19 protein-coding genes are annotated in these 23,158 nt (G+C 73.3%); 5 read left to right on the top strand and 14 right to left on the bottom strand.

Translation table 11 applies throughout. The annotated features are described in order from the left end of the window. Positions 1–164: 164 nt before the first annotated feature. From IT072_RS13325 to IT072_RS13295, 7 genes are all read right to left on the bottom strand, one after another. Positions 165–920 (bottom strand): ABC transporter ATP-binding protein, encoded by a 756-nt coding sequence (locus IT072_RS13325; RefSeq protein ID WP_223360981.1) that lies wholly within the window; start codon positions 918–920, stop codon positions 165–167. Next, a complete protein-coding gene (locus IT072_RS13320) occupies positions 916–1,821 on the bottom strand; it encodes an ABC transporter ATP-binding protein (RefSeq protein ID WP_223357333.1) in 906 nt (301 codons plus the stop codon). The genes IT072_RS13325 and IT072_RS13320 overlap by 5 nt, the downstream gene beginning before the upstream one ends. A 5-nt stretch (positions 1,822–1,826) precedes the next feature. Next, positions 1,827–4,562: an ABC transporter permease gene (locus IT072_RS13315; protein ID WP_223357331.1), complete on the bottom strand. Its 2,736-nt coding sequence runs from the start codon at positions 4,560–4,562 to the stop codon at positions 1,827–1,829. Then, positions 4,559–7,663, bottom strand: coding sequence for a hypothetical protein (locus tag IT072_RS13310; RefSeq protein ID WP_223357330.1), 3,105 nt, complete (start codon positions 7,661–7,663; stop codon positions 4,559–4,561). Before IT072_RS13310 ends, IT072_RS13315 begins: the two co-directional genes overlap by 4 nt. Before the next feature lie 67 nt (positions 7,664–7,730). Then, positions 7,731–8,390 carry an alpha/beta hydrolase family protein gene (locus IT072_RS13305; RefSeq protein WP_223357328.1) on the bottom strand — a complete coding sequence of 220 codons (660 nt, stop codon included), beginning with the start codon at positions 8,388–8,390 and terminating at the stop codon, positions 7,731–7,733. A 133-nt stretch (positions 8,391–8,523) separates the two neighbouring features. Continuing rightward, the gene (locus IT072_RS13300) at positions 8,524–9,924 is read right to left on the bottom strand and encodes an MFS transporter (protein ID WP_223357326.1); all 1,401 of its coding nucleotides are present in this window, start codon (positions 9,922–9,924) and stop codon (positions 8,524–8,526) included. A gap of 23 nt (positions 9,925–9,947) precedes the next feature. Beyond that, a complete protein-coding gene (locus tag IT072_RS13295; protein ID WP_223357324.1) occupies positions 9,948–10,193 on the bottom strand; it encodes a hypothetical protein in 246 nt (81 codons plus the stop codon). A 78-nt stretch (positions 10,194–10,271) separates the two neighbouring features. Here IT072_RS13295 and IT072_RS13290 point away from each other — a divergent pair, with 78 nt between their 5' ends. Both IT072_RS13290 and IT072_RS13285 read left to right on the top strand, forming a co-directional pair. Continuing rightward, the gene (locus IT072_RS13290; protein WP_223357322.1) at positions 10,272–10,637 is read left to right on the top strand and encodes a DUF7882 family protein; all 366 of its coding nucleotides are present in this window, start codon (positions 10,272–10,274) and stop codon (positions 10,635–10,637) included. Beyond that, positions 10,637–10,957 carry a DUF7882 family protein gene (locus tag IT072_RS13285; protein WP_223357320.1) on the top strand — a complete coding sequence of 107 codons (321 nt, stop codon included), beginning with the start codon at positions 10,637–10,639 and terminating at the stop codon, positions 10,955–10,957. The genes IT072_RS13290 and IT072_RS13285 overlap by 1 nt, the downstream gene beginning before the upstream one ends. Positions 10,958–10,965: 8 nt before the next feature. On the opposite strand, the gene IT072_RS13280 is transcribed toward IT072_RS13285, so the two are convergent. The 5 genes from IT072_RS13280 to IT072_RS13260 form a co-directional block, all read right to left on the bottom strand. After that, positions 10,966–11,757: a nucleotidyltransferase domain-containing protein gene (locus IT072_RS13280; protein ID WP_223357318.1), complete on the bottom strand. Its 792-nt coding sequence runs from the start codon at positions 11,755–11,757 to the stop codon at positions 10,966–10,968. A 24-nt stretch (positions 11,758–11,781) separates the two neighbouring features. Next, positions 11,782–12,717, bottom strand: a complete 936-nt coding sequence (locus tag IT072_RS13275; protein WP_223357317.1) for a quinone oxidoreductase family protein — start codon at positions 12,715–12,717, stop codon at positions 11,782–11,784. Positions 12,718–12,849: 132 nt separating this feature from the next. Further along, positions 12,850–14,034, bottom strand: coding sequence for an NYN domain-containing protein (locus IT072_RS13270; protein WP_223357316.1), 1,185 nt, complete (start codon positions 14,032–14,034; stop codon positions 12,850–12,852). 96 nt (positions 14,035–14,130) lie between these two features. Further along, positions 14,131–15,546, bottom strand: coding sequence for an aspartate aminotransferase family protein (locus IT072_RS13265; protein WP_442786762.1), 1,416 nt, complete (start codon positions 15,544–15,546; stop codon positions 14,131–14,133). A gap of 28 nt (positions 15,547–15,574) precedes the next feature. Further along, positions 15,575–17,059: a CoA-acylating methylmalonate-semialdehyde dehydrogenase gene (locus IT072_RS13260; protein ID WP_223357315.1), complete on the bottom strand. Its 1,485-nt coding sequence runs from the start codon at positions 17,057–17,059 to the stop codon at positions 15,575–15,577. A 182-nt stretch (positions 17,060–17,241) separates the two neighbouring features. Between IT072_RS13260 and IT072_RS13255 the strand changes: the two genes are divergently transcribed. After that, positions 17,242–18,783: a PucR family transcriptional regulator gene (locus IT072_RS13255; RefSeq protein ID WP_263282046.1), complete on the top strand. Its 1,542-nt coding sequence runs from the start codon at positions 17,242–17,244 to the stop codon at positions 18,781–18,783. On the opposite strand, the gene IT072_RS13250 is transcribed toward IT072_RS13255, so the two are convergent. Both IT072_RS13250 and IT072_RS13245 read right to left on the bottom strand, forming a co-directional pair. After that, positions 18,768–19,070, bottom strand: a complete 303-nt coding sequence (locus IT072_RS13250) for a cupin domain-containing protein (protein WP_223357313.1) — start codon at positions 19,068–19,070, stop codon at positions 18,768–18,770. The genes IT072_RS13255 and IT072_RS13250 overlap by 16 nt on opposite strands. Further along, entirely contained in the window at positions 19,067–20,482 is a 1,416-nt protein-coding gene (locus IT072_RS13245; protein WP_223357312.1) for an NAD(P)/FAD-dependent oxidoreductase, read from the bottom strand. Before IT072_RS13245 ends, IT072_RS13250 begins: the two co-directional genes overlap by 4 nt. A 116-nt stretch (positions 20,483–20,598) precedes the next feature. On the opposite strand from IT072_RS13245, the gene IT072_RS13240 reads away from it, so the two are divergent. Both IT072_RS13240 and IT072_RS13235 read left to right on the top strand, forming a co-directional pair. Further along, positions 20,599–21,609 carry a LacI family DNA-binding transcriptional regulator gene (locus tag IT072_RS13240; protein ID WP_223357311.1) on the top strand — a complete coding sequence of 337 codons (1,011 nt, stop codon included), beginning with the start codon at positions 20,599–20,601 and terminating at the stop codon, positions 21,607–21,609. Between the two features lie 238 nt (positions 21,610–21,847). Then, on the top strand, positions 21,848–23,152 hold the full coding sequence (locus tag IT072_RS13235; protein WP_223357309.1) for an ABC transporter substrate-binding protein: 1,305 nt from the start codon (positions 21,848–21,850) through the stop codon (positions 23,150–23,152). Positions 23,153–23,158 lie beyond the last annotated feature (6 nt).

Genomic DNA, 23,158 nt, shown 5'->3' with positions numbered 1-23,158 from the left:
CTTCCAGCTACTCAGTGTTGCTTGGTACTGCTAGATAGTAACGCCGAGTACCGGTAGATAGCAACACTGAATAGCAAGAGTTCTGCGACGCGGCTCGAGGGCCGCATCAGAAGCAGCCGGAGCGTGCGGCGAGGGCGCGAGCCCGGGCCGGCGACGGGAGGCCGCTACTCCCGCACGTGCGCCCCGCGCCGCCGCGGGACGGTGCGTCCGTCGTGCAGCTCGATCACACGGTCCGCGCGTGCCATGAGGATCGGGTCGTGCGTGGTGACCACGGCCGCGACCCCCGCGTCGTGGACCAGTTCGACGAGCAGGTCCATCATCGCGGCACCCGTCACGCTGTCGAGCTGGCCGGTCGGCTCGTCGGCGAGCAGCACCTGGGGGCGGGCGGCGAGCGCGCGGGCGATCCCGACGCGCTGTTGCTGGCCGCCCGAGAGCTCGGCGGGACGCTGAGCCGCATGACCGCCGAGGCCGACGCGATCGAGGAGCTCGGCCACGCGGGCGTCGCGCACGGCCGGGTCGACGCCGAGCAGGCGCAGTGGCACCTCCACGTTCTCGGCGGCGGACAGCACGGGCACGAGGCCGAACGCCTGGAACACGAAGCCGACACGGGAGCGTCGCACGGCGACGAGCTGCGACTCGCTCGCCGTGGTGAGATCGAGGTCGCCCAGCCGCACGGTGCCGGAGGTGGGGGTGTCCAGCCCGCCGAGCACGTTCAGGAGGGTGGTCTTGCCCGAGCCGGAGCGGCCGCGCACGACGAGCAGCTCGCCGGGGTGGACGTCCAGCGACACGGCGTCGAGCGCGGTGACGGGGCCGGCGGCGGTGGGGAAGATGCGGCCGACGCCGTCCGCGCGCAGCAGCGGCACGAGCCTCTCGCCGTCGCGCGCCGCGCCGGAGACGGGTGCGCCCAGTGCGTCGTCAATGCTCACCGGAGGCCCCCTCCTCGTGGTCGTCGGCGTGCGGCCACACGCCCACGTGGTCCGTCTCGAGCGCGAGCCGCACCCGGTCGCGCAGGTCGAGGCTGCTGAGGTACTCGGGCGGCAGCTGGAGGCGGCCCACCTTGTCGAGCACCGCGAACTCCTCGGCGATGGTGTGCTCGTCCCCGGCCGCGGTGACCCCGGTGCGGCGGAGCACCTCGGTCGACGTGCGTCCGTCCCGGATCTGCACGGTGCGGGCGACGTGCTCCGACACGGCCGGGTCGTGGGTCACGATGAGCGTGGTGACGCCGAGCTCCCGGTTCACGCCGCGCATGGCCTCCAGCACGTCGGCCGAGGTGTGCTCGTCGAGCTCGCCGGTCGGCTCGTCCGCGAGGAGCACAGCAGGCTCGTTCGCCAGGCCGACGGCGATCGCGACGCGCTGCTGCTCGCCGCCGGACATCTCGGCCGGCCGGCGGTCGGCGCAGTGCGAGACCTCGAGCAGGTCGAGCAGATCGCGGCTGCGGGCGACGCGGTCGGGGCGGCGGGCGATCGTCATCGTGAGGGCGATGTTCTCGCGCGCGGTCAGGTACGGGAGGAGATTGCGGGAGGTCTGCTGCCAGACGAATCCGACCGTGCGGCGTCGATAGTCGACGCGCTGCTTCGCCGTCATCGTCAGGAGGTCACGACCGGCGACCGACGCCGCGCCGGCGGTCGGCTTGTCGAGTCCGGAGAGGATGCCGAGCAGCGTCGACTTGCCCGAGCCCGAGGCGCCGACGATGGCGACGAGCTCGCCGCTGCGGACCCGCAGGGTGAGGCCCTGGAGCGCCTGCACCTCCACGCCCTCCGCGGTGAAGATGCGCACGAGGTCGGAGCACTCGATGCTCGCGTCCGTCCTGCCCGATGTCATGGCTGTCATTCTTCCCCTCCTGCCCGGAGCACCGCGGCCGGCGAGCGGCGCCGTGCGACGGCGAGTGCGATGAGCGTGACGGCGAGGGTCACGAGGACGAACCCTCCGGCCGCGGCGGCGATGAGCAGCGGGTCGACGACGACCGCGGGAGCGATCGGTCCGCCGGTGAAGCCGCTGAGGTCGATCGGGGCGAGCACGATCGCCGGGAGCGCGAGCCCGACCGCGATGCCGGCGACCAGCCCCGCGACGAGCAGGGGGCCGAGCTCCCACGCCAGCAGTGCGCCGGTCTGGCGCGCGGTGTAGCCGATGGTGCGCAGTGTCGCGACCAGCCGGGTACGGGAGGCCGTGCCGATGACGAGGGCGAGCAGGAGCGCCCCCACGCACATCAGTGCGGAGAGCGTGATCGAGAGGAGGGCGATGGTCTCGAGGCCTGCGACGAGGGGAGCCGCCCGCAAGGTCTGCTGCTCTCGCTGGGCGTCGCCGATCGTGGCGCCCGTGCCGGCGATCGCGGCGAGCTCGTCGTGCACCGTCGCGGCGTCGGCGCCCGGTGCGAGGGAGACCAGCACGGTCTGCGGGCGCCCCGTGAGCCCGGCCGACGCGGGCAGCGCGGTCCGGTCGATGATCACCCACTGGGCGTCCCGGACGTAGACGCCGGGTGCGAAATCGAACTCCGTCACGCCGAGATGCACGGCGGTGCCGGCGTAGAGGATCGCGCTCGTGACAGGGATGGTCGGGTCGAAGCCGCCGATGACGGCGCCGGTACGCGCCCGATCCTTCTGCACCAGCGCGGAGGAGACGCGGGCGGCCTCCGGGATGCCCGACTGCACCCGGGCGAGCTCCGCCGGGTCGACGAGGTAGCCGGAGAGGTCGCCGCCCTGCGACCCCGCCTGTACGCGCACCCCTCCCGCCCACTCCACGACGGCGCTCGCCGCGACGCCCCGCACCGAACGCAGACGCTCGACCTGCTCGTCCGTGAAGGTCGTGGGCGCCGTCACGCTCAGGTCGGCTCCGACGCGGGCGAGGGCGCCGCTCTCGATGCCCGCCCGCTCCGTGCTGAGCACGCCGGCGGAGAAGACCGCGATGGCGACCCCGGTCACGACCGCGAACACCGGCCACAGGCTGCCCGCGCGGGAGCGGAGCGCGCTGGTCGCGCCGATGAAGGCGACGGGCCCTCGGCGGCGGCGCAGCGCGCGTGTCAGCCACGACAGCGGAACCGGGTAGACCCGGAGCACCACGACGCACGCAGCGAGGGCGAGGAGCACCGGGGTGAGGGCGAGCAGAGGGTCGACGCCCAGGCCGGCGGAGGCCGGCTCAGGCCCGCGCTGCAACAGTGCGGCGACGCCCAGCGCGGCGAGGCCGAGCACGAGGACCTCCAGCACCCACCCCCAGCGGCGCCGGGCCGTCCGTCCGCCGCGCAGGTCGTCGCCCGGGCCGAGGCGCCCGGCCGCCGCCGCGCTGAGCGCCGGAGGTGCGAGCGCGCACGCGAGGGCGAGCGCGACGGGACGCAGGAGGCTGTCGGCGCCGGGCGTGAGAAGCAGGGCGGCGACGAGCCCGAGACCGGCTCCCGGCACCGAGACGAGCGCGGTGTCGATCGCGAGATCGCGTCGCAGGCGTGCCGGCGAGGCGCCGCGCGCCGCGAGCAGGGCCAGCGCCTCCCGTCGCCGCCCGAGCAGCAGGCGTACGCCGAGCACGAGGACGGCGAGCGCCACGCCGAGCGGTCCAGCGGCCAGGATCGCGAACAGGGTGTTCGCCGGCTGGGCGCGGGCGCTGTAGGCGTCGAGGGTGCGGTCGAGGGACGTCGAGAAGCGCAGGGTCGTCGGCACGCCGCCGAAGGACGGGGTCGGCGCGGCGGAGAGGAAGCGGCCGAGCGCGGAGCGGACCGGGTCGAGCAGGGAGACCGACAGAGCCGACGGGGCGACGGGGAACCAGCCCTGGGTGAAGGTTCCGGCGAACAGCGGGGCGACGCGCGTCCAGGACCCGGGATCGACCCAGGCGACGGCGCGGTAGAGCTTGCCCGCGTCGCCCCGGTCGACATAGCTTCCGTGCGCGCGAACGGTCTCGAGGGACCAGAAGTCGGAGCCGGTGTCGAGCGGGCGGACGGTGCCGGAGAGCCGGAGCCGGAACGCGGAGCCGGAGGAGGCGGTGCGCGTCTGGCCGACCGTCCAACCGACCAGGCGTGCGGCGTCCGTCGTCAGGACGACGTCGACGGTGGGTGGGGTTGCGGTCGTGCCGACGGTCGCGATGGGGGACGGCCAGGCTCCCGCGTCGAGGGCGGCGGCAGCGCGGAGGCGCGCGTACGACTCGACGACCGTGACGTAGCGGCTGTCGGAGGCCGCATCCGGCGGCCCGGTGGTCGTGGCGTCGTCGCTGCGGGAGGCGTAGTCCCCGGTGCCGGTCACCGCGCGCAGCGCGGGCGCCATGGCCGAACGCGCCGAGGCGAGCGCTCCCGGCATGCCCTGCCAGACCGCGCCCGGCTCGGCGGTCCCGCCGAACGATCCGCCTCCCGCCGATTGCACAGTGCCGGTGATGGTGGAGGTGAGCAGGTCGCGGTTGACCGGTGTCGCCTCCTCCACGCGGTAGCGCAGCTCGGCGCCGAGCAAGCCCTCGGCGAACCGCGGCCAGGCCGAGACGGCGGTCGTCGCGATGAGCACGACCACGCCGAGCAGCGCGAGCGCGCCCCGCGAGGCTGCGAACGCGCGGGCGGCGAGACCGGTGCCGGAGAGGAGCGAGCGCCGGCTCATCGGGTCTCCTCCCGGTGCGCGGTGTCGAGCACCTGGGCGCGCACGGCACGCCCGTAGAGCCAGAGCACGACGCCGACGGCGAGCGCGAGGGCACCCAGCGCCGCCGGCAGGGCCGCATCGATGCGCCCCTGGACCGACAGCGTGCTCGGAGCGGTCACGACGGAGAGGCGGGCCAGCGCGTTGCCCGCCAGCAGGACGACGGCGAGGCCGCCGAGCACGCCGACGATCGCCGCACCCGCGACCACGCCTCCGAGCTCCCACCGCCGGGCGGCGGCCTGCTGGCGGGAGCCGACGCCGACCGCGCGCAGCACCACGACCTCCCCGCGGCGGGAGCGCAATGCGGAGAGCGCGGTCGCGGCGAGGGCGACCACCGCGAGCAGCGCGCATCCCGCGGCCCCCAGCCAGAGGGCGGCGACGGCGCTCCCCAGGAAGCGAGCGACGAAGGCGCCGGAGGCGTCGGTGACGACGGCGTCGGGCCCCGCGGCCTGCGCCGCCGCCCGGGCCACGCGCTGCGGGTCGGGGGCGGCGAGCCAGACGGAGCCCAGGCGGGGGATCGTGGGCGACGTGCTGAGGAGACGATCGTCGAGCGCGGGCAGATCGATGAGCACGGCGTTCTGGTCGGCGGTGCCGGGGACGGCGTCGACCACTCCGGCGACGGTGCCAGTGACCGATCCCCACGGGGCGTCGATGTCGATGCGCGAGCCGCTCCCGAGCCCGGAGGCCTCGGCCGCGGCGCGGGTGACCAGCACGGGCAGCTCGTCGGCGGCCTTCGGGAGGAGGCGCACGACGCTCTCCCGTCCGGCAGCGACGAGGGGCGCGTCGAAGCCGAGCCCGCCGTCGTCCAGCGCGGTCGCCTGAGTCCCGGTCCCGGAATCCCGGAACGCCTGGGGTTCCGGCCGCCAGCCCGGGGTCGCCACGGTCGCCCCGGACGTCAGGCCGGTGAGCCGCACCTGCGCCGTGGAGGCGGTGTCGCCGGGGTCGAGCTGCACGTCCACCGCCCGCAGGCGCCAGGGGCCGCCGGTCGTCGGGAGTGTCGCCGAGACCGTGCCGGGCGCGCTTCCGGCCGACGGAGCGGCAGGCAGGGGAGCGAGGGCGCCGTCGTCGTCGGCGATCCAGAAGATCACGCGGAGGGCGGGAGGCGGAACGGACGCGTCGGGTGTCGTCGCGGTGGCCACGACCGAGATCGTCCGGGCATCGGCGCCGAGCGGAGCGCCGGGGAACGGGTCGCCGGAGCCCAGCTCCTCCTGGGCGGTGAAGGCGTCGAACATGTACGACCCGGTGTCGAAGAGCTGCGCGAGCGTCGGCGCGTGAACCGCGACCACCGTCACATCGGCCTGGCCGAGCGTGGCGTCGGAGATCAGCGCGGGGACGGCGGACGTCACCGTCGGGATCCCTCCGAGCCGCGCCGTGTCCGGCAGGTCCTCCGGGCCCCGGACGCTCCCCGCGATGCTCCTGTCCACCCGTACGTCCGCTCCCGTGACGAGCCGGGAGGAGTCGTGCAGGAACCCGGACCAGGTGCCGGCGTAGCCGGCGGCGAACGTCGCCGCGCCGACGCTCAGGACGATGAGGGCCGCCGGGGCGGCGACGAGACCGACGCCGCGGCTCACCTGCCGCGCGGGCAGGACGCCGGACAGCCGACGCCGGCGGGCGGCCAACCGCTCCAGCACGCCTGCAGCCGGTCCGAGCAGCACCAGCGCGAGCACGGCGACGGCGCAGAGCACCGCCGCCGGAGCGATGGTCCCGACGGGATCGACGCGGCCGTCGGCGTCCGGCGCGCCGAACGCCAGGAACCGCCAGAGCGAGACGGCTGCGGCGGCGAGGGCGAGCACCCCCAGGCTCAGCGGGGCGGCCGAGCGGGCACGTCCCGCCTCGGCGGGACCGAGGGCCCCGTCGGCAGCGCGGGCGGTGAAGGCCGTGACGACGGCGGCCACGGAGACGGCGGCCACGACGACCCCGAGGGCGGGCACGACGGTCGCGAGCACGACCTCCTGGATCGGGGTCCCCGACGCTCCGGCGACGGCTTCCACGAGCACGACGGAGAGGGCCGCGCCGATCGCGGTGGCGATGGTCGCCACCAGCGCGGCCTCGACGGCATCGGCACGGACGAGCCTCCCGACGGAGGCGCCGCGGGCGCGGAGCACGCGGGTCTCGAGCAGGCGGGAGCGGGCGAGGAGCCGCGCCAGCAGCACCAGGGCCGCCACCGCGCTCACGGCGAGCAGCGCGAGGGGCGCCGGCAGCACGGCCGCGAGCGCGCCGATCGACCGCCGCATGTCGGCCGTCGTCGACGCGGCCTCGCCGAGCGACGAGAAAGGGGAGGAGGAGGCGTCCGCCTCGGTGAGCGCGTCGGACGCGCCCGCGAAACCGGCCCGCAGGTGTGGGAGGTCGGCCGCCGTCACGCGCTGGGGATCCGGTGCGATCGCCCACTGGGCCGTCGCCGAGTCCGTGACCTGCGCGAGCAGCGCGGCGCTCCCGATCGCGCGGCCGTCCGTGCCGTCGACTCCCGCCGTCACCCCCAGCCAAGCCGGTGCGGAGGCATCGGTGGGCGACCAGACGCCGGAGACGACGACGGGGGTGCCGCCCGTGCCGGTGTCCGCGTCGGCGCTGAGCCGGAGGCGCGATCCGGGGGCGAGGCCGGCCTCCCGGGCCAGCGTCGCGTCCACGGCGATCTCGTCGGTGGCAGCGGGCCAGCCTCCGGAGCGCAGCGTGACCCGGTCTCGCAGCTCGGCGTCGTCGGAGAGCACGAGGGCGGAGCGGCCGTCGCCCAGGTCGACACCGGACGCGAAGGCGGTGCGGTCGACGGTGACGGGTGCCCCGTGGAACAGTCGCGACAGCACCGACCGCACCGTGCGGTCCTGCTCGCCGGCCTCGCGCGGATCGAGAGCCGCCTGGTACGTCTCGGCGACGGTGGCGGCCGGTCCCGCCTGCACCGTCTGCCGCACGGCGTTGTTCGGTGCACGCACGGCGAGCCCGGCCATGGTGCACGCCAGGAAGGCGATGACCAGCACCGTGAGGGCCGAGGACGCGAGCACCCCGGTCTGTGCGAGCGAGCGCTGCGGCCAGAACGCGCGGAGGCGTTCTTCGGTCGGAGCCCCCACGCGCATCCACACACCGTATCGCGGACGGGACGGCGAATTCGCGCGCGGACGAGCGCGCCTGTCAGGGTGATCGTCAGTGTTCCGAACGGACGATCGCGTCGATGAAGCCGGCGACGCCCGTCACGACGAGGTCCGCGACGCCGTGCGCGTCGAGCGGCGAGGATCTCAGGGGCTTCATCCCGTGATCGGCGCCCGGGACCGGGATCACCCGGACGCCTGGTCGTCCCGCCACCTCGTCGGCGACCGTCGCCGCGGTGCCGAACGTGTCCCGGTCGCCCTGCAGGACGAGCACCGGAACCTCGGGGAGCAGGAGCTCGTCGAGCCGCGAGCGCTCGGGTCGCCCCGGCGGGTGGAGCGGGAACGCGAGGCACACGACCCCGACGGCCTCCACCTCCTCCGCCGTGCGACAGGCGACGCGGGCGCCGGCGCTGCGACCGCCGACGACGAGCGGGAGGCCCTCCGCGAGCGAGCGCACCAGCGCGGCGGTCTCGCGCCAGGCGAGGTCGAGGGCCGCGGGTCGGGATGCGACGCGCTTGCCGGCGACACGCCACGGCTGCTCGTACCGGGCCACCGTGACACCCCGTTCCGGCAGCGCGCGGGCGAGGGCGACGAGGTCCGGTGCGTCGATCCCGCCACCCGCACCGTGCCCGAGCCAGAGGAAGGCGCGCGGCGAGGCGGCCGCGGCGACGACGAGGCGGCCGGGCCCGAGCGAGCTGGGGGCGGAGAGGTCCATCGGTCCGACGGTACCGGACGCCTCGGGGAGGTGCGACGCCGGTGCTGCCGGGCGAGCACAGCGGGGTCGCATTCCGCCGCTTCGAGCGCGCCGAAGCGGCGGAATGCGACCCCTCTGCGCGCGCCGATGCGGCTCAGCCGCCGGCGGCGGCGGCGCGCTGCGGTCGCACGAAGACCAGCAGCGCCAGGTGCACCACGGCCAGGCCCGTCGCGACGGTGACGGCGGTGAGCCAGCTGCCGGAGGTGGTGCCGCCGCTGAAGAGCAGGCCCAGGACGGTCGTCGCCACGATCGCCCCGACGTAGCGGGAGGTCTGGAAGATCCCCGCCGCGACGCCGCTGTCCTGGGGGCGGGCGGAGGCGTACAGCGCCTGGTTCATCGCGATGCTCACGACGCAGTACGGAACGCCCAGGGCGGCCGTGAGCAGGAGCACAACCCAGGGAGCCGTCGACGCCGATGCGACGGCGAGGAGCCCCGCTCCGACGATCAGCGCCGACGCGCCCCACAGCAGGGTGGTGCGCAAGCCGACCCGCTCGATCGCGCGTGCCGCCAGGGGAGTGGCGACGATGGTGACGGCGGCGAGCGGGAACATCAGCAGCCCCGCGACGCCCGCAGGGTATCCGGCGTGGGCCTGCAGATACTGCGGGAGTCCGAAGAACGCCGAGTAGTAGACGACGCTGAAGATCGCGAAGGACAGGTAGACCATCATCAGCCGCCGGTTGGCGGCGAGCAGGCGCAGGTCGAGGAACGGGTGGGCGGTGCGCAGCTCGCGCCACACGAACAGCGCGCCGGCCGCGACGAACACGGGGATCAGCCACCAGAGCGGCGCGGGATGCAGATCGAGCAGGAACACGAGCACGGCGCTCAGCGTCGTGACGAAGAGCAGGATGCCCGGGATGTCGGACTCCGCCAGGGTGCGCGACAGGGGCACGCGCTCGCGGTCGGCGTCCCGGGGCGCGAACAGCCACACGCCGGCGAACGCGAGCACCGCCAGGGGCACGTTCACCCAGAAGATCGCCTGCCAGCCGAGGAAGGTGACGAGCGCCCCGCCGAGCACGGGCCCGATCGCCGCGCCCGAGGTGTTGGCGATCTGCAGCCTCCCGAGCAGCCGCGGGGTGCCGACGTCGGTGCCCGCGGAGAGCGGGCGCAGCATCGCGATGGCCGACGGGAACGCGGTCGCCGTGCCGATCGCGAGCGCCACACGTCCGGCGCAGACCGCGGCGAACGACTGCGCGAACGGCGTGACCGCGCACGAGATCGCGACCACGATCATCCCGAACAGGAACAGCCGGCGCGGACCGAACCGGTCGGCGAGCCGGCCCATGAGCGGCTGCCCCGCGGCCGACGCCAGGTAGAACGAGGTGACGACCCAGGTGACCGTCGTCACGTCGACACGGAAGTCGCGCTGCAGCGACACCAGCGCGACCGCGATCATCGACGAGTTGAGCGGGTTGAGCACCGTCCCGACGCTGAGCGCGGCGACAGCCGCGCCCACCCGGCTCCCGCGGGGGCGCGGCGGCTGGGCGGGAGGAGTCACCCGCCCAGCCTAATCAGCCGGCGTCAGCCGTCGAGGTCGGCTGTCGTCATCGGGATGGTGGAGCGGTAGGGGTACGCCGGCACTCCGCCGTACTCCTCCTCGTCCGCCAGCTCGTACACGTCGTACGCGAGAGCACCGGCGAAGAGGGTGGCGACGCGGATCTCGCCCGGCGGACATCCGCCGATCAGGGGCACGACCACGACGCTGTCCAGGGTCTGGCCGTCCTCGTAGAGGAGAGCCGCTTTGATGGTTCGCGTGAGAGCGTCCATGCGGCGGACTCTACGCCGCACGTGGCGGATCACTTGACGGCGCGCCCGCTCGCCGCGAAAGTGGGACCGGAGGAACCGATGGGCACACTGATCTACGACGGCGCAGACGGATTCGCGTTCGACGACCGCGTGCTGGCCCACCTGCAGGCCGTCATCGCGACGAAGCTCCGTCGCCGGGAGGGCTTCCTCCTGATCTGGACCGACCGCACCAGCGGCATCGAGGGCACCCTGCGCTCGATCTGGCTCGACCCGTCGATCAGCCTGCAGTTCGTCTTCGCGCATCCCGAGCTCCCCGAGCTCAACCGGGACTGGCTGGGGCTGCTCACCGAGCGCGCGAACGGCAACAGCGGGCTGGTCCTGGAGGACGCCCTCCGCGCCGAGATCCGTGAAGAGGTCCCGGCCGGCAGCTTCGCGGCCGCGCGGGCGCACCGGAGGGACGCCTGATGGGCACGCTCCTCTACGGCAGTGCGCAGGAGTACGAGTTCGACGACCGCACTCTCGCCCACGTCAAGATCGCCGTCGTCACCAAGCTCCGCCGCCACGAGAGCTTCCTGCTCAACTGGCAGGTTCCCGCCGAGCAGGGCGGAGGCCGCATCAGCCTGTGGATCAGCCACGAGGTCCCGCTGGCGTTCCTCTTCGCCGGCAGCCGCCCTCCCGCCCTCAACGAGCGCTGGATGGAGGCCCTCCTGCACTCCAGTCAGCGCACCGGAGGCATCGTCGTCATGCGCGAGGAGGAGGCGGAGGCCGGGCGGATCGACGAGTAGGACCGCCCTCAGGCGAGCCCGTTGAGCTCGAGGAAGAACGCGTCGGCGGCCGCCTGCGCGGCAACCCGGTCCGATCGGGGGCGTGCGGGGCGCTCCGCCGCCCGCTGCAGCTCGTCGTCGACGTAGCGGCGCAGCACCGCGGGCGGCTCGCCCGCTCCCAGCTCGCGGGTGACGGCCTTCTGCGCGATCAGCTCCGTCGCGGCCTCCGCGACTCCGGCGGGCGGCTCCGACTCGGCCAGCAGCGTGGGCAGGTCCATCGGCGCGACGGACTCGGCGGGGTGGGCGTGCAGCCATCCCAGCACCGCCGCGGGGCGGAGCGCGTAGAAGAACCGCTTGAGGCGGCCGTCCAGACCGTCACGGTGCCGGACGCCGATGTGGAGGTAGTGGTCGAGCACCCGCTCGCGGTCGAGCGCGTCGGCGGCGAGTCGGAGCATCCCGTCGCGGAACGCCGCGTCACCGGTGTAGACGATGGGGGAGCGCAGCCATTCGACGACGGTGGCGTTGCCACCCACGAGGAGCGAGAGGGCCTTGCGGACGTCCCAGCCGTTGACGTCGTAGATCGCGTCGAGCGGGGTCTCGATGACGTCGCGCAGCGGGGTGAGGCGCAGATAGTCGGCGGTCGAGCGCAGGTAGAGGAACCGGCCGTCGTAGTCGCTGTCGGGTGACGGGAAACCCCAGGCGCGGCTCCCGCTCTCGATCGCCCACGGGATGACGACACCCTCCTCCTCCGCGAGGCGGGCGAGGCGGGCGTCGATATTCGCGACGACGGAGACGTCGAGGGTGTCGGGGACGGCGCGCATGAGCCCGATGCTATCGGCCGCGCGTCAGGGGATCAGCGCGATCTTCCCGCCGGGGTGCCCCTCCGCGAGGAAGCGCAGCGCCTCGGGAGCCTCGGCCAGCGGGTAGGTGCGCGCGATCGGCACCTGCAGGCGGCCGCTTCCTGCGAGCTCGAGCAGCGGCGACCGCACCGAGTCGCGGTAGGCCTGGCTCTCGGGCTGGGCGCCGAAGACCGCAGCGAACCCCTCCTGCTCGGCGCGTGCCGCAGCGACGATCGTGACGATGCGGGAGCGGTCGGCGACGAGTTCGAGGGAGACGTCGACGGCCTCGTCCGTGCCGACCGTGTCGAGTGCCGCGACGATGGGCGCATGGGCGGCGTGCCTGACCCGTTCGGCGAGCCCGTCGCCGTACTCCACGGGCGTTCCGCCGAAGCGGCGCACCCGGGCGAAGCTCGCCTCGCTGGCGGTTCCGACGACGTGGACGCCGAGCTCGCCGGCCTGCTGCAGGACGCTGACGCCGACCGCGCCGGAGGCGCCGTGCACCAGGATGGTCTCTCCGGCACGGGCCCGGACCGTGTGCAGCATCTGCGCCGCGGTCGTTCCGGCGAGCAGAAGGTTCGCGGCCTCCTCGTCCGGCAGCCGGTCCGGCTTGGCGAAGACGTCCTTCGCGGGCACGGTCAGCTCCTCCGCGTATCCGCCCTGGATGCGGAACGCGACGACGGCGTCGCCGACCTGCGCGTCGCCGGAGCCGATGCTCGTCCCGGGGCCGATCGCGGTCAGGACTCCGGCGACCTCGTAGCCGATCGGGATCGGCAGCTCCACGCCCGGGCGCGGAGCGGAGACGTGCTTGTAGTCCGCCGGATTGACCCCGGCGGCGCGCACCCGGATCGTCACCTCTCCCGGACCCGGTGCGGCGACCTCCCGATCCACGAACTCCCAGCCCTCCGGCTCACCCCACTGCGTCGCGATCCACTGTCGTGCCATGCGGCCAGTCAACGCCCGGAGGCTGTGTGCCGGCTCCGTGTCGTCGCGTGGCGCCGTCGGGAGGAGACGGCGCCGTCAGGACGAGACGGCGCCATCAGGACGAGACGGCGCCGTCAGGACGAGACGGCGCCGTCAGGAGGAGACCGGGTCCGTCGCGCGGCCGCTGTGACGTGCGCGGCGAGAACGGGTGCGGGCCAGCCGCAGCATCTGCGCGGTGGAGCTGTCGTCCAGTTCGACGAGGGGGCTGCGGGACTTCACGAAATCGCTGAACGACCGATAGCCGAGCGCCTTCTCGCTGAACGAGGGGTCCATCCGCTTCATCTGGCCCTTCACCGACGAGCTGTGCAGCCACTCGGTGTCGTCCTTCTCGTGGCCGAGCTGCAGGGCGCGGGTGAGCAGCCGGGTGGCCTCCGCCTGCAGCTCGTCGTCGGACTGCTCGCCGTCGGCCGGTTCCGCGGCCTCCGCGGCCGGAGTCGCGGCCGGGCGTTTGCGGCGGGAGCCGCGGCCCCGGGCGGGTGCGGCGTCGTCGGCGGTCGCGGCGTCGTCGGCGGGTGCGGCCGCGTCGGCGGCACCGGCCGCGTCGGCGGCACCGGCCGCGCGTACATCGGGTGTGTCGGCCGACTCCGTGGGGGCCGGGCGCTGGTCCGCGGCGGCGGCACGTGAACCGGCTGCGGCGGTGCGCGCCGGTACGGTCGCCGCCTCGGCCCCGGCCTCCGTGTCGTCCGCGTCGTCCGGGTCGGTCGCGTCGTCGTGCGCAACACCGGGGATGTCGTCGTAGCTGTCGAACTCGTCGCACGCCGCGGCGAGGGACTTGGCGGTGGACCCGGCCACCCCGATCCCGATGACGTAGCGGCCGAGGCGCTTGATGCGCTGGGCGAGCGGCACGTAGTCCGAGTCGCCGGCGACGACCACCACGTGGGTCAGCTCCGGGAGGCGGAAGAGGTCTTCGACAGCGTCCACCGCGAGCCGGATGTCGGCGCCGTTCTTCGCGTACGCCGCGGCGGGGAAGAGCTGCACGAGGTCGACGGCCCTGCCCACCAGCTGCCCGCGGTACTCCGCGTTCACGGTCGCGGACCAGTCCGCGTACGCCCGGGTGAGCACGAGGGTGCCGAACGACGACGCGAAGTCGATGATCGCGCCCAGGTCGACCCGTGCCTCCTCGAGCTTCGCCGCGAACGTGGGCTTCGGCTTGTCGCCCGCGGACTTCTGGCGGTCGCGCATGAACTGCCCGCGCCCGTGCACCTGGTCGTACCGCGAGATGATGATGTTGTCGAAGTCGATGTAGACCGCGACGCGGCCGTGCCCAGGTTCACTCATGGCCCCACGATATCCCGCCTGAGCGGTGCGCGATTTGGACCGAATGTGGGGAAAGCGTCACGCTTTCCCCACATTCGGTCCAAATCGTGCCCGGGGTCAGGCGGTGACGTACGTGTCGGCGACGTCGAGCGCCGCGTCGATGGCGGCGAGGCCGCGGCGCAGCTCGTCCTCCTCGATCACCAGTGGCGGCGCGATGTGCACGCGGTTGAAATGCGTGAACGGCCAGACGCCCGCCTTCTTGCAGGCGGCGGCGACGGCGGCCATCGGCGCGGCGTCGGCGCCCGCGGCGTTGAACGGCACGAGCGGCTCCCGCGTCCCGCGGTCGCGCACCAGCTCGAGCGCCCAGAACAGGCCGCGCCCGCGCACCTCGCCGAGCGAGGGGTGCCGGTCGAGCCAGGAGGTGACCTCCGGCTCCACGACGCGCTCGCCGAGATCGCGCACGCGCTCCAGGATGCCGTCCCGCTCGAACACCTCGAAGGTCGCGACGCCCGCGGCGCACGCCAGCGGGTGCCCGGAGTAGGTGAGTCCGCCCGCGAACGCGACATCGTCGAAGTACGACGCGATCGGTGCGGAGATGACGACGCCGCCCAGCGGCACATAGCCCGAATTGACGCCCTTGGCGAAGGTGATGAGGTCCGGCACGACGTCGAAGGCGTCCACGGCGAACCACTCGCCGATGCGCCCGAAGCCGACCATGACCTCGTCGGCGATGTAGACGATCCCGTACTTGTCGCACAGGGCCCGCACGCCGGGCAGGTAGCCGGGCGGCGGTACGAGCACCCCGTTGGTGCCGACGACCGTCTCGATGATGATCGCGGCGACCGTGGCGGCCCCCTCCAGCACGATGACGCTCTCCAGATGCTCGAGCGCGCGCTGCGTCTCCTCCTCCGGCGTGGTCGAGTGGAAGGCGGAGCGGTAGGCGTACGGCCCGAAGAAGTGGGCGACCGAGGGGTCGCTCGGCTCGTTCGGCCAGCGGCGCGGATCCCCGGTCAGCGAGATGGCCGTCGACGTGCCGCCGTGGTAGGAGCGGTACATCGACAGCACCTTGCGCCGGCCGGTGACCCGGCGGGCGAGGCGCACGGCGTACTCGTTCGCGTCCGCGCCTCCGTTGGTGAAGAACACCTTGTCGAGGCTGCCGGGCGCGACGCCGGCGATGCGGCGCGCGAGCTCCCCGCGCACGTCGTTCGCCATCGACGGCTGGATGGTCGCGAGCCGTCCCGCCTGCTGCTGGATGGCGGCGACGAGGTCCGGGTGCTGGTGGCCGAGGTTGAGGTTCACCAGCTGCGAGCTGAAGTCCAGGTACGCGTTGCCCTGATAGTCCCAGAAGGTCGACCCGGAACCTGCGGCGATGGGAAGCGGGTCGATCTGCGCCTGCGCGCTCCAGGAGTGGAACACGTGGCTGCGGTCGTCGCTGCGCACCTGGGTCTCCGCGTCGGTGTCGCCGAACGGGTGCCGCACGCCGCGGCGGTCGTCGAAGCCGGTGCGGGCTGTGGTGGGGAGGGTGTCGGTCACGGGAGGCTCCTCGGTCTGGTGGGGCGGGTCAGGAGTTGCCGGGGAAGGCGAGCTGGATGCTCGACTGCACCGGGTCGGGCCAGCGCGTCGTGACGACCTTGCTGCGGGTGTAGAAGTGGAACGACTCGGGGCCGTAGATGTGCGAGTCGCCGAACAGCGAGTTCTTCCAGCCGCCGAACGAGTAGGCGCCGACGGGGACGGGGATGGGCACGTTGACCCCGACCATCCCGACCTCGATCTCGAACTCGAACTGCCGGGCCGCTCCGCCGTCGCGAGTGAAGATCGCCGTGCCGTTGCCGTACGGGTTGGCGTTGACGAGGGCGATCGCGTCCTCGAAGGTGTCGACGCGCACGACGGAGAGCACCGGCCCGAAGATCTCGTCGTCGTAGACGCGCATCCCGGGCTTCACGTGGTCGACGAGGCTGACGCCCACGAAGAAGCCGTCGCCCTCGAAGCGCTGCGCGGTACCGTCGACGACAACGGTCGCACCTTCGGCGGCCGCGCCGGATACATAGGATGCGACCTTGTCGCGGTGCTCGCGGGTGATGAGCGGGCCCATCTCGCTGGCCGGGTCGGTGCCCGGCCCGATGGCGAGGGCGCCGAGCCGGCGCTCGATGGCGGGCACCAGGCGGTCGCCGACCTCGCCGACGGCGACGAGCACGCTGACCGCCATGCAGCGCTCGCCGGCCGAGCCGTACGCCGCCGAGACCGCGGCGTCGGCCGCCGACTCGATGTCCGCGTCCTCGAGCACGACCATGTGGTTCTTCGCGCCGCCGAGCGCCTGGACGCGCTTGCCGTTCGCGCTCGCCCGCTGGTAGATCGAGCGGGCGATCGGCGTGGAGCCGACGAAGCTGACGGCGGCGACCTCGGGGCTGTCGAGCAGGGTGTCGACGGCCTCCTTGTCGCCGTGGACGACGTTGAGCACGCCGTCGGGGAGGCCGGCCTCCTGGAACAGCCTCGCCAGGAAGACGGAGGCGGACGGATCCTTCTCGCTCGGCTTGAGGACCACGGTGTTGCCGCACGCGATCGCGCTGGCGACCATCCACAGCGGCACCATCACCGGGAAGTTGAACGGGGTGATGCAGGCGACGACCCCGACCGGCTGCTTGACGCTGTGCACGTCGATGCCCGTCGAGACCTGCTCGCTGAACTCGCCCTTGAGCTTGTCGATCAGTCCGGAGGCGAACTCCACGTTCTCGAGCCCGCGTCCGATCTCGCCCGCGGCGTCGGAGAGCACCTTGCCGTGCTCGCTCGTGACGACGGCGGCGAGCTCGTGCCTGCGCTCGGTCAGCAGGTGGCGGAGACGGAACAGCACGTCGGCGCGCTTGGTCAGGCTCGTCGCCCGCCACGCGGGAAGCGCCGCACGTGCGGCCGCGATCGCCGACTCGACGTCGGCGCGGCTGCCGAGCACGACCTCGTGCTGCCGTTCGCCCGTCGCGGGATCGAACACCGGGCCGGTGCGTACCGGCTCCCCGGTCTCGGCGCCGGCGATGAGATGACGGATCAGGGCCACGGAAACCTCCAGAGGATGCGCGCCGGACGGATTGCCCGGAGCGGCGCGTAAGCTTGTGTCCCCATGATCACAGAGCGAAGGTGTGACAGGTGATGCCAGATCGTCGGGGCTTGTCCCGCGACAGTACAGTTCGTCCGGATGGTGCTCCCGCAGTGCTCCCGACCGTGCGGGAGGTGCTCAGGATGGAGGCCGTCGCCCGCGCGCTGCCCGAACTGCTGACGGGCGCCGCCGCCCTCGACGCCCCGGTGCGCTGGGTGCACGTGGCCGAGACGGCGGAGGCCGCCCGCCTCGTCTCCGGCGGGGAGCTGCTGCTCGCGACCGGCATCGGCTGGCCACCCGACGACGACGCGCTCGGCCGCCTGGGCCGGCAGCTCGTCGGCGGTCGTGTCGCCGGGCTCGTGCTGGAGCTGGGCGAGCGGATGCCCGCGGCCCCCGGGGCCCTGGTGGCCGAGTTCCGGGCCGCGGGGCTGCCCTTCGTGGTGCTGCACCGGGAGGCGCGGTTCGTCGCGATCACGGAGGCCGTGCACGCGCGCATCATCGCCGACCAGATGGGCGCCCTGCGCGCCCGGGACGAGATCCACGCGCTCTTCACCGAGCTGAGCCTGCGCGGCAGCCCCGCGGACTTCATCGTCGCCCAGGCGGCACGGGTGCTCGGCTGCCCCGTCGTGCTCGAGGACACCGGTCACCAGGTCGTCGCGGCGGCGGGGGCGGAGGACGAGCGCGATCTGGCGGCCTGGGAGCAGCGCTCGCGCGCGGCACACCGGGGAGCGGGCGACTGGACGATCGCACCGGTCGAGGCGCGCGGCATGCGCTGGGGGCGGCTGATCGCCCTCCCCGGTCAGCCGCATCCCGCCGGTCGCAGCAACGTCGTCGAGCAGGCGGCCGTCGCGCTGGCGCTCAGCAGACTCGCCGACCGGGACGCCGACGAGTGGACCCGCCGCAGCCACGACGCACTGCTCGGAGCCCTCCTCGGTCGGCGGTTCGCGGGGGAGGCGGGTCTCGCCGCCCGATTCGAGGCCGCCGGTTTCCCCCTCCGTGATCGGCTGCTCTGCGGGGTCGCGCTGCGCTCGCGGACCGGCGCCTTCGGGGCGTCCGCCGCCTCCCGGGTCGTCGACGCGGCGCGGGCGGCCGGTGCCGACGCCGTCGCCGGACGGCATCCGACGGAGCCGGGCGTGCTCGTGGTCGCCCTGTCGGCGCGGCCCTCCCGCCCGGCCGCCGACGTGTTCTTCGAGGGGCTGGCCCGCGCCGCCGACGACACCGGTGCGACCGCCGTCGCGGTCGGCTCGGACGCGCGCAGCGTCTCCGGCCTGCTGAGCTCGGTCGAGGAGGCGGTCGAGCTGGCGGGCCGCGCCGAACCCGCCCGCGCCGGTGGCCGTCCGAGCGTCCAGCGCGTCGACAGCCGCCCACTCCTCCGCCTCGTCAACGCGTTCGGCAGCGACCCACGCCTCGCCGAGCACACCGAGCAGATGCTCCGCCCCCTCATCGAACACGACCTCACCACCGGCGGCGACCTCGTCCCGGTGCTCGCCGCCTACCTGACCCACCCCGGCAATCGCACCCGAGCAGCCGCCGCCAGCCACCTCTCGCGCTCGGTGTTCTACCAGCGCATCGCCCTCATCGAGGAGCTGCTCGGCATGGACCTCGACGACGGCGAGACCGTGAGCGCCCTGCACGCGGCGGTGCTCGCGCGGCGGGCGGGCTCCCGCGCCTACCCCGCTATGTAGACCTTGCGCAGGGTCTCCGTGACCGTCCACACCGTTTCGTCGCCGGCGCTGAGGCGCACCACATCGCCCGGGGCCAGCTCGAGGCGGCGGCCGGTGCGCGGGAAGTCGATGGTCGCGCGGCCGGCGATGACGATGAAGAGCTCGTCCGCCTCGACGTCGGTGTCGGTTCCGGGCGCCATCTCCCAGACGCCGACCTCCAGGCCGCCGAACCGGCCGAGCTCGGCGGCGCCGTCGGTCAGCGGCACCGTCAGCGCCGGGATGCGCGTGGTGCTGTCGAGGGCGGTCACGAGTCGAAACCCAGGCCGACGGCGTCGAGGGTGCGGAGGAATGCGTTGCGCTCGCCGCGGCGGTGATCGGCGCGGTCGAGCGACCAGCGGGTGAGGTTGATGCCGATCGCGGCGGCCGGTTCGGGCGGGAAGGGGAGGGGGCGGCTGCGGACCATCTCCAGCTCGGTGCGCTCCGTGCGGCGGCCGGCGAGGAGGTCGAGCATGACCCGGGCGCCGAAGTGCGTGGCGGCGACACCGAGGCCGGTGTAGCCGGTGGCGTAGGCGACGCGGCCGGCGCGTGCGGTGCCGAAGAAGGCGCAGAAGCGGCTGCAGGTGTCGATCGCGCCCGCCCACTTGTGGCTGAACCGCACGCCCTCCAGCTGCGGGAAGGTGGTGAAGAAGTGCGCGGCCAGCCGGCGGAATGTCTCCGGGCGGTCCTCGTAGCGTTCCCGCACGCGTCCGCCGTAGTGGTAGACGGCGTCGTAGCCGCCGAAGAGGATGCGGTCGTCTTCCGTCAGCCGGTAGTAGTGGAACTGGTTGGCGGAGTCGCCGATGCCCTGCCGTCCCTCCCAGCCCAGGGAGGCGCGCTGCTGCGGGGTCAGCGGCTCGGTCATGAGCACGTAGTCGTAGACCGGGACCGTCGCCAGGCGGTTGCGCTTCAGGAGGCTCGGGAACACGTTGGTGCCGAGCGCGGTCCGCTGCGAGCGCACGACGCCGTCCGGCGTGTAGAGGGTGATGCCGTCGCCCAGCGCCTGCACCGGAGTGTTCTCGAAGATCTCGACCCCGGCCTCCACGCAGGCGCGTGCCAGCGCCCGTGCGAGCTTGGCGGGGTGGACGAGCGCCGAGTCGCGGAAGCGCTGGAGGCCTCCCTCGTAGGTGGGCGAGTGCACCGCGGCGCGCATCGCCGCCGCGTCGAGGAAGACCGGATCGTCGCCGCCGGCCAGCTCGCGGAGCCACTCGACCTGGTGCGGCTCGGTCGCAACGTCGAAGGCGCCGTTGCGCTCGAAACCGGCGTCGAGTCCGAGCTCGGCGACGGTGCCTTCGATCTCATCGAGGTTCCGCATCCCGAGCCGTTGCAGCTCGTCGAACTCGCCGGGGAAGCGGGTGCGCCCGTTCTCGTCGCCGTGGGTGAGGCTCGCCTCGCAGAAACCGCCGTTGCGGCCGGAGGCGGCCCAGCCGATCCGCCGGCCCTCCAGCAGCACCACGCGGGCGTCCGGGTCCTGCTGCTTGGCGAGCAGCGCCGTCCACAGGCCGGTGTAGCCGCCGCCCACGACGGCGAGGTCGCAGCTCACGTCGCCCTGGAGACGCGGGTAGCGCTCGCCCGGCGCGTCCTCGGTCCAGAAGACCGCCTGGCGCGTGGGCGCGAGGGCATGGCGCACGACGGAGGCGTCGGGACGGTGGCGTTCGAAGACGGTCGACTCGGATCGGGGCACGGCGCTATTCTGCCCCGCCCGCCGGTGTCTCGGTGTCAGTTTTTCGCGGTCGGTTCGGGCATTCCGTCCGGCTGTGCGACCGGGGGTCCCGGCGTGCGCGCACTAGCATTTGTCGCGTGGCAGCAGCGCACGTGACGATCAGCGGCCTCGCGGACCGCCTCGGTCTGTCGAAGGCGTCGGTCTCGTACGCGCTCAACGGTCGGCCCGGCGTGAGCGAGGAGACCCGCGCCCGTGTGCTCGCGCTCGCCGATGAGCTCGGCTGGCATCCGTCGTCGTCCGCGCGCGCGCTGTCGCGGGCCCGGTCGGATGCGATCGGCATCGTCCTGCGGCGCGATCCGAGCCTGCTGGGCGCGGAGCCGTACTACATGAGCCTGCTCGCCGGGGTGGAGGCCGAGCTGGCGACGACCGGCCAGTCGCTCCTGCTGCGGATGGTCGGCCCGGACGGCGGTCAGGACAGCGCCGCCTACCGGCGCTGGAGCGCGGAGCGGCGCGTCGACGGAGTGATGCTGTTCGACATCGCGGTCCGGGATCCCCGCCCAGCGCTCCTCGACGACCTGGGGATCGAGTTCGTCGTCCACGGCAACCGGGACGACGTGGCGCCGGGGCACGTCCTCCTCTACGACGCCGACGAGGACGCCCGTCTGCTGGTGGAGCACGTGGCCGACCTGGGTCATCGGTCGCTGCTCCACGTGAGCGGGCCGGACGAGTTCGAGCACGAGCTGGAGCGCCGGGACGCGATCGCGCGGCACGCCCGAGTGCACGGGATCCGCGTCGCCGCGGTCGCCTCGGACTACTCGATGGACGCGGGGGACCGTCTCGTCGGCGAGCGACTGGGGGAGGATCAGGAGCCGTTCGCCGTCGTGACCTCCAACGACCTCCTGGCGCTGGGTGCCCAGGAGGCGGTCGCGCGGGTGGCGCGGCGCGACGTCGCGGTCGCGAGCTGGGACGACTCGCTGCTGTGCAGGCTCGGCTCGCGGCCGATCACCGCTCTCGACCGATTCCCGGAGGAGCAGGGGAGGCGCGCCACCCGGATGCTGCTCGACCGCCTCCAGCGCAGCGACGCCCCCGCACTGCGCGCCCGCCGCTCGGTGCTGGTCCCGCGCGCGACGAGCGTCCCCGCCCCGTGACGCCCCCGCCCCGTGACGCCCGCCCCGTGACATTTGGACCGAATGTGCACTCTGACGTCGCCATTCGCCACATTCGGTCCACATCGTCGCGCGGCCCTTACCTCGTTCGAGGGTAGAATTCAATGCTTGGTTTTACTGAACCGGTTCAGTTATCCTGCCGGTGGCACGCCGCGTCGCTCCGTACGAGGATGACGGACGAGCAGGGCCGGCGGGCACATCACGAGACGAAGGAGTCATCATGAGGAAACGCGCCATCGCGGTCGCCGCGGCGGTCGCCACGGCCGCACTCGCACTCGCGGGGTGCAGCGGATCGGGATCGGGATCCTCGTCCAGCGGGTCGACGATCACGTACTGGGCGAGCAACCAGGGCACCAGCCTCGACAACGACAAAGAGGTCCTGACGCCGGTGCTCGACGAGTTCACCAAGCAGACGGGCGTCAAGGTCAAGCTCGAGGTGATCGGCTGGAACGACCTCCAGACCCGCATCCAGACCGCGGTCACCTCCGGCCAGGGCCCCGACGTGCTGAACATCGGCAACACCTGGGCGGCCTCGCTGCAGGCGACCGGCGCGTTCCTGCCGTTCGGCGACAGCGAGATGAAGGCCATCGGCGGCAGCGACAAGTTCGTCAAGACCGCGCTGGAGACCGGTGGCGCGGCCGGCAAGACGCCCACCAGCGTCCCGCTCTACGGCCTCGCCTACGGGCTGTACTACAACAAGCAGATGTTCACCGACGCGGGCGTGCAGCCGCCGACCACGTGGGAGGAGCTGGTGACCGACGCGAAGAAGCTCACCAACGGCACGACCTACGGCTTCTCGCTCGCCGCGGGCAGCTACACGGAGAACGCCCACTTCGCCTTCATCAACTCGGCGCAGAACGGCGGCGCGTGGTTCGACAGCAAGGGCGACCCGACGTTCACCACCAGCGCCAACGTCGACGGGATCAAGCGGTACCTCGACCTGATGCAGACCGACAAGGTCGTCAACACCTCCAACGCCCAGTACGACAACGGGGTGCAGGCGGTCAACGACTTCGCCACCGGCAAGGTCGCGATGATCCTCAGCCAGAACAACGCCGACTCGTCGATCGTCGCCAACGGCATGAAGTCCGACCAGTACGGCGTCGTCCCGTTCCCGGCGCCCGACGGCGGCAAGCCCGTCGCCAGTCACGTCGCGGGCATCAACCTGTCCATCTTCAAGAACACGAAGAACAAGGATGCGGCGCTGAAGTTCGTCAAGTACATGACCAGCGAGGACACCCAGACCACGCTCGGCAAGCCCTACGCGTCGCTGCCCGTGCTCAACGGTGCGAAGGCCGTCTTCACCGACAACGCCGACGAGGCCGCCACCTTCACGAAGATCTACAACGAGATGTCCAAGCCGCTGCCGCTGGTGCCGGCCGAGGACCAGTTCGAGAACACGGTCGGCAAGGCGATGAACGACATGTTCGCGAAGATCGCCACCGGGAGCACGGTCTCCGACTCCGACATCAAGGCGGCGCTCCAGTCCGCCCAGGACCAGGTCAAGCAGTCCCTGGGCGGTTGACCGCGC

Source organism: Leifsonia sp. ZF2019 (assembly GCF_019924635.1).
GTDB lineage: Bacteria > Actinomycetota > Actinomycetes > Actinomycetales > Microbacteriaceae > Leifsonia.
The sequence above is the reverse complement of the archived record's forward strand: the minus strand, read 5'-3'. Positions and strand labels throughout refer to the sequence as shown.

Coding starts and splice junctions, on each gene's coding strand:
- IT072_RS13310 (WP_223357330.1), bottom strand. CDS start 7,663: ATGCGCGTGGGGGCTCCGACCGAAGAACGCCTCCGCGCGTTCTGGCCG.
- IT072_RS13285 (WP_223357320.1), top strand. CDS start 10,637: ATGGGCACGCTCCTCTACGGCAGTGCGCAGGAGTACGAGTTCGACGAC.
- IT072_RS13270 (WP_223357316.1), bottom strand. CDS start 14,034: ATGAGTGAACCTGGGCACGGCCGCGTCGCGGTCTACATCGACTTCGAC.
- IT072_RS13280 (WP_223357318.1), bottom strand. CDS start 11,757: ATGCGCGCCGTCCCCGACACCCTCGACGTCTCCGTCGTCGCGAATATC.
- IT072_RS13290 (WP_223357322.1), top strand. CDS start 10,272: ATGGGCACACTGATCTACGACGGCGCAGACGGATTCGCGTTCGACGAC.
- IT072_RS13235 (WP_223357309.1), top strand. CDS start 21,848: ATGAGGAAACGCGCCATCGCGGTCGCCGCGGCGGTCGCCACGGCCGCA.
- IT072_RS13275 (WP_223357317.1), bottom strand. CDS start 12,717: ATGGCACGACAGTGGATCGCGACGCAGTGGGGTGAGCCGGAGGGCTGG.
- IT072_RS13295 (WP_223357324.1), bottom strand. CDS start 10,193: ATGGACGCTCTCACGCGAACCATCAAAGCGGCTCTCCTCTACGAGGAC.
- IT072_RS13255 (WP_263282046.1), top strand. CDS start 17,242: ATGGAGGCCGTCGCCCGCGCGCTGCCCGAACTGCTGACGGGCGCCGCC.
- IT072_RS13315 (WP_223357331.1), bottom strand. CDS start 4,562: ATGAGCCGGCGCTCGCTCCTCTCCGGCACCGGTCTCGCCGCCCGCGCG.
- IT072_RS13320 (WP_223357333.1), bottom strand. CDS start 1,821: ATGACATCGGGCAGGACGGACGCGAGCATCGAGTGCTCCGACCTCGTG.
- IT072_RS13305 (WP_223357328.1), bottom strand. CDS start 8,390: ATGGACCTCTCCGCCCCCAGCTCGCTCGGGCCCGGCCGCCTCGTCGTC.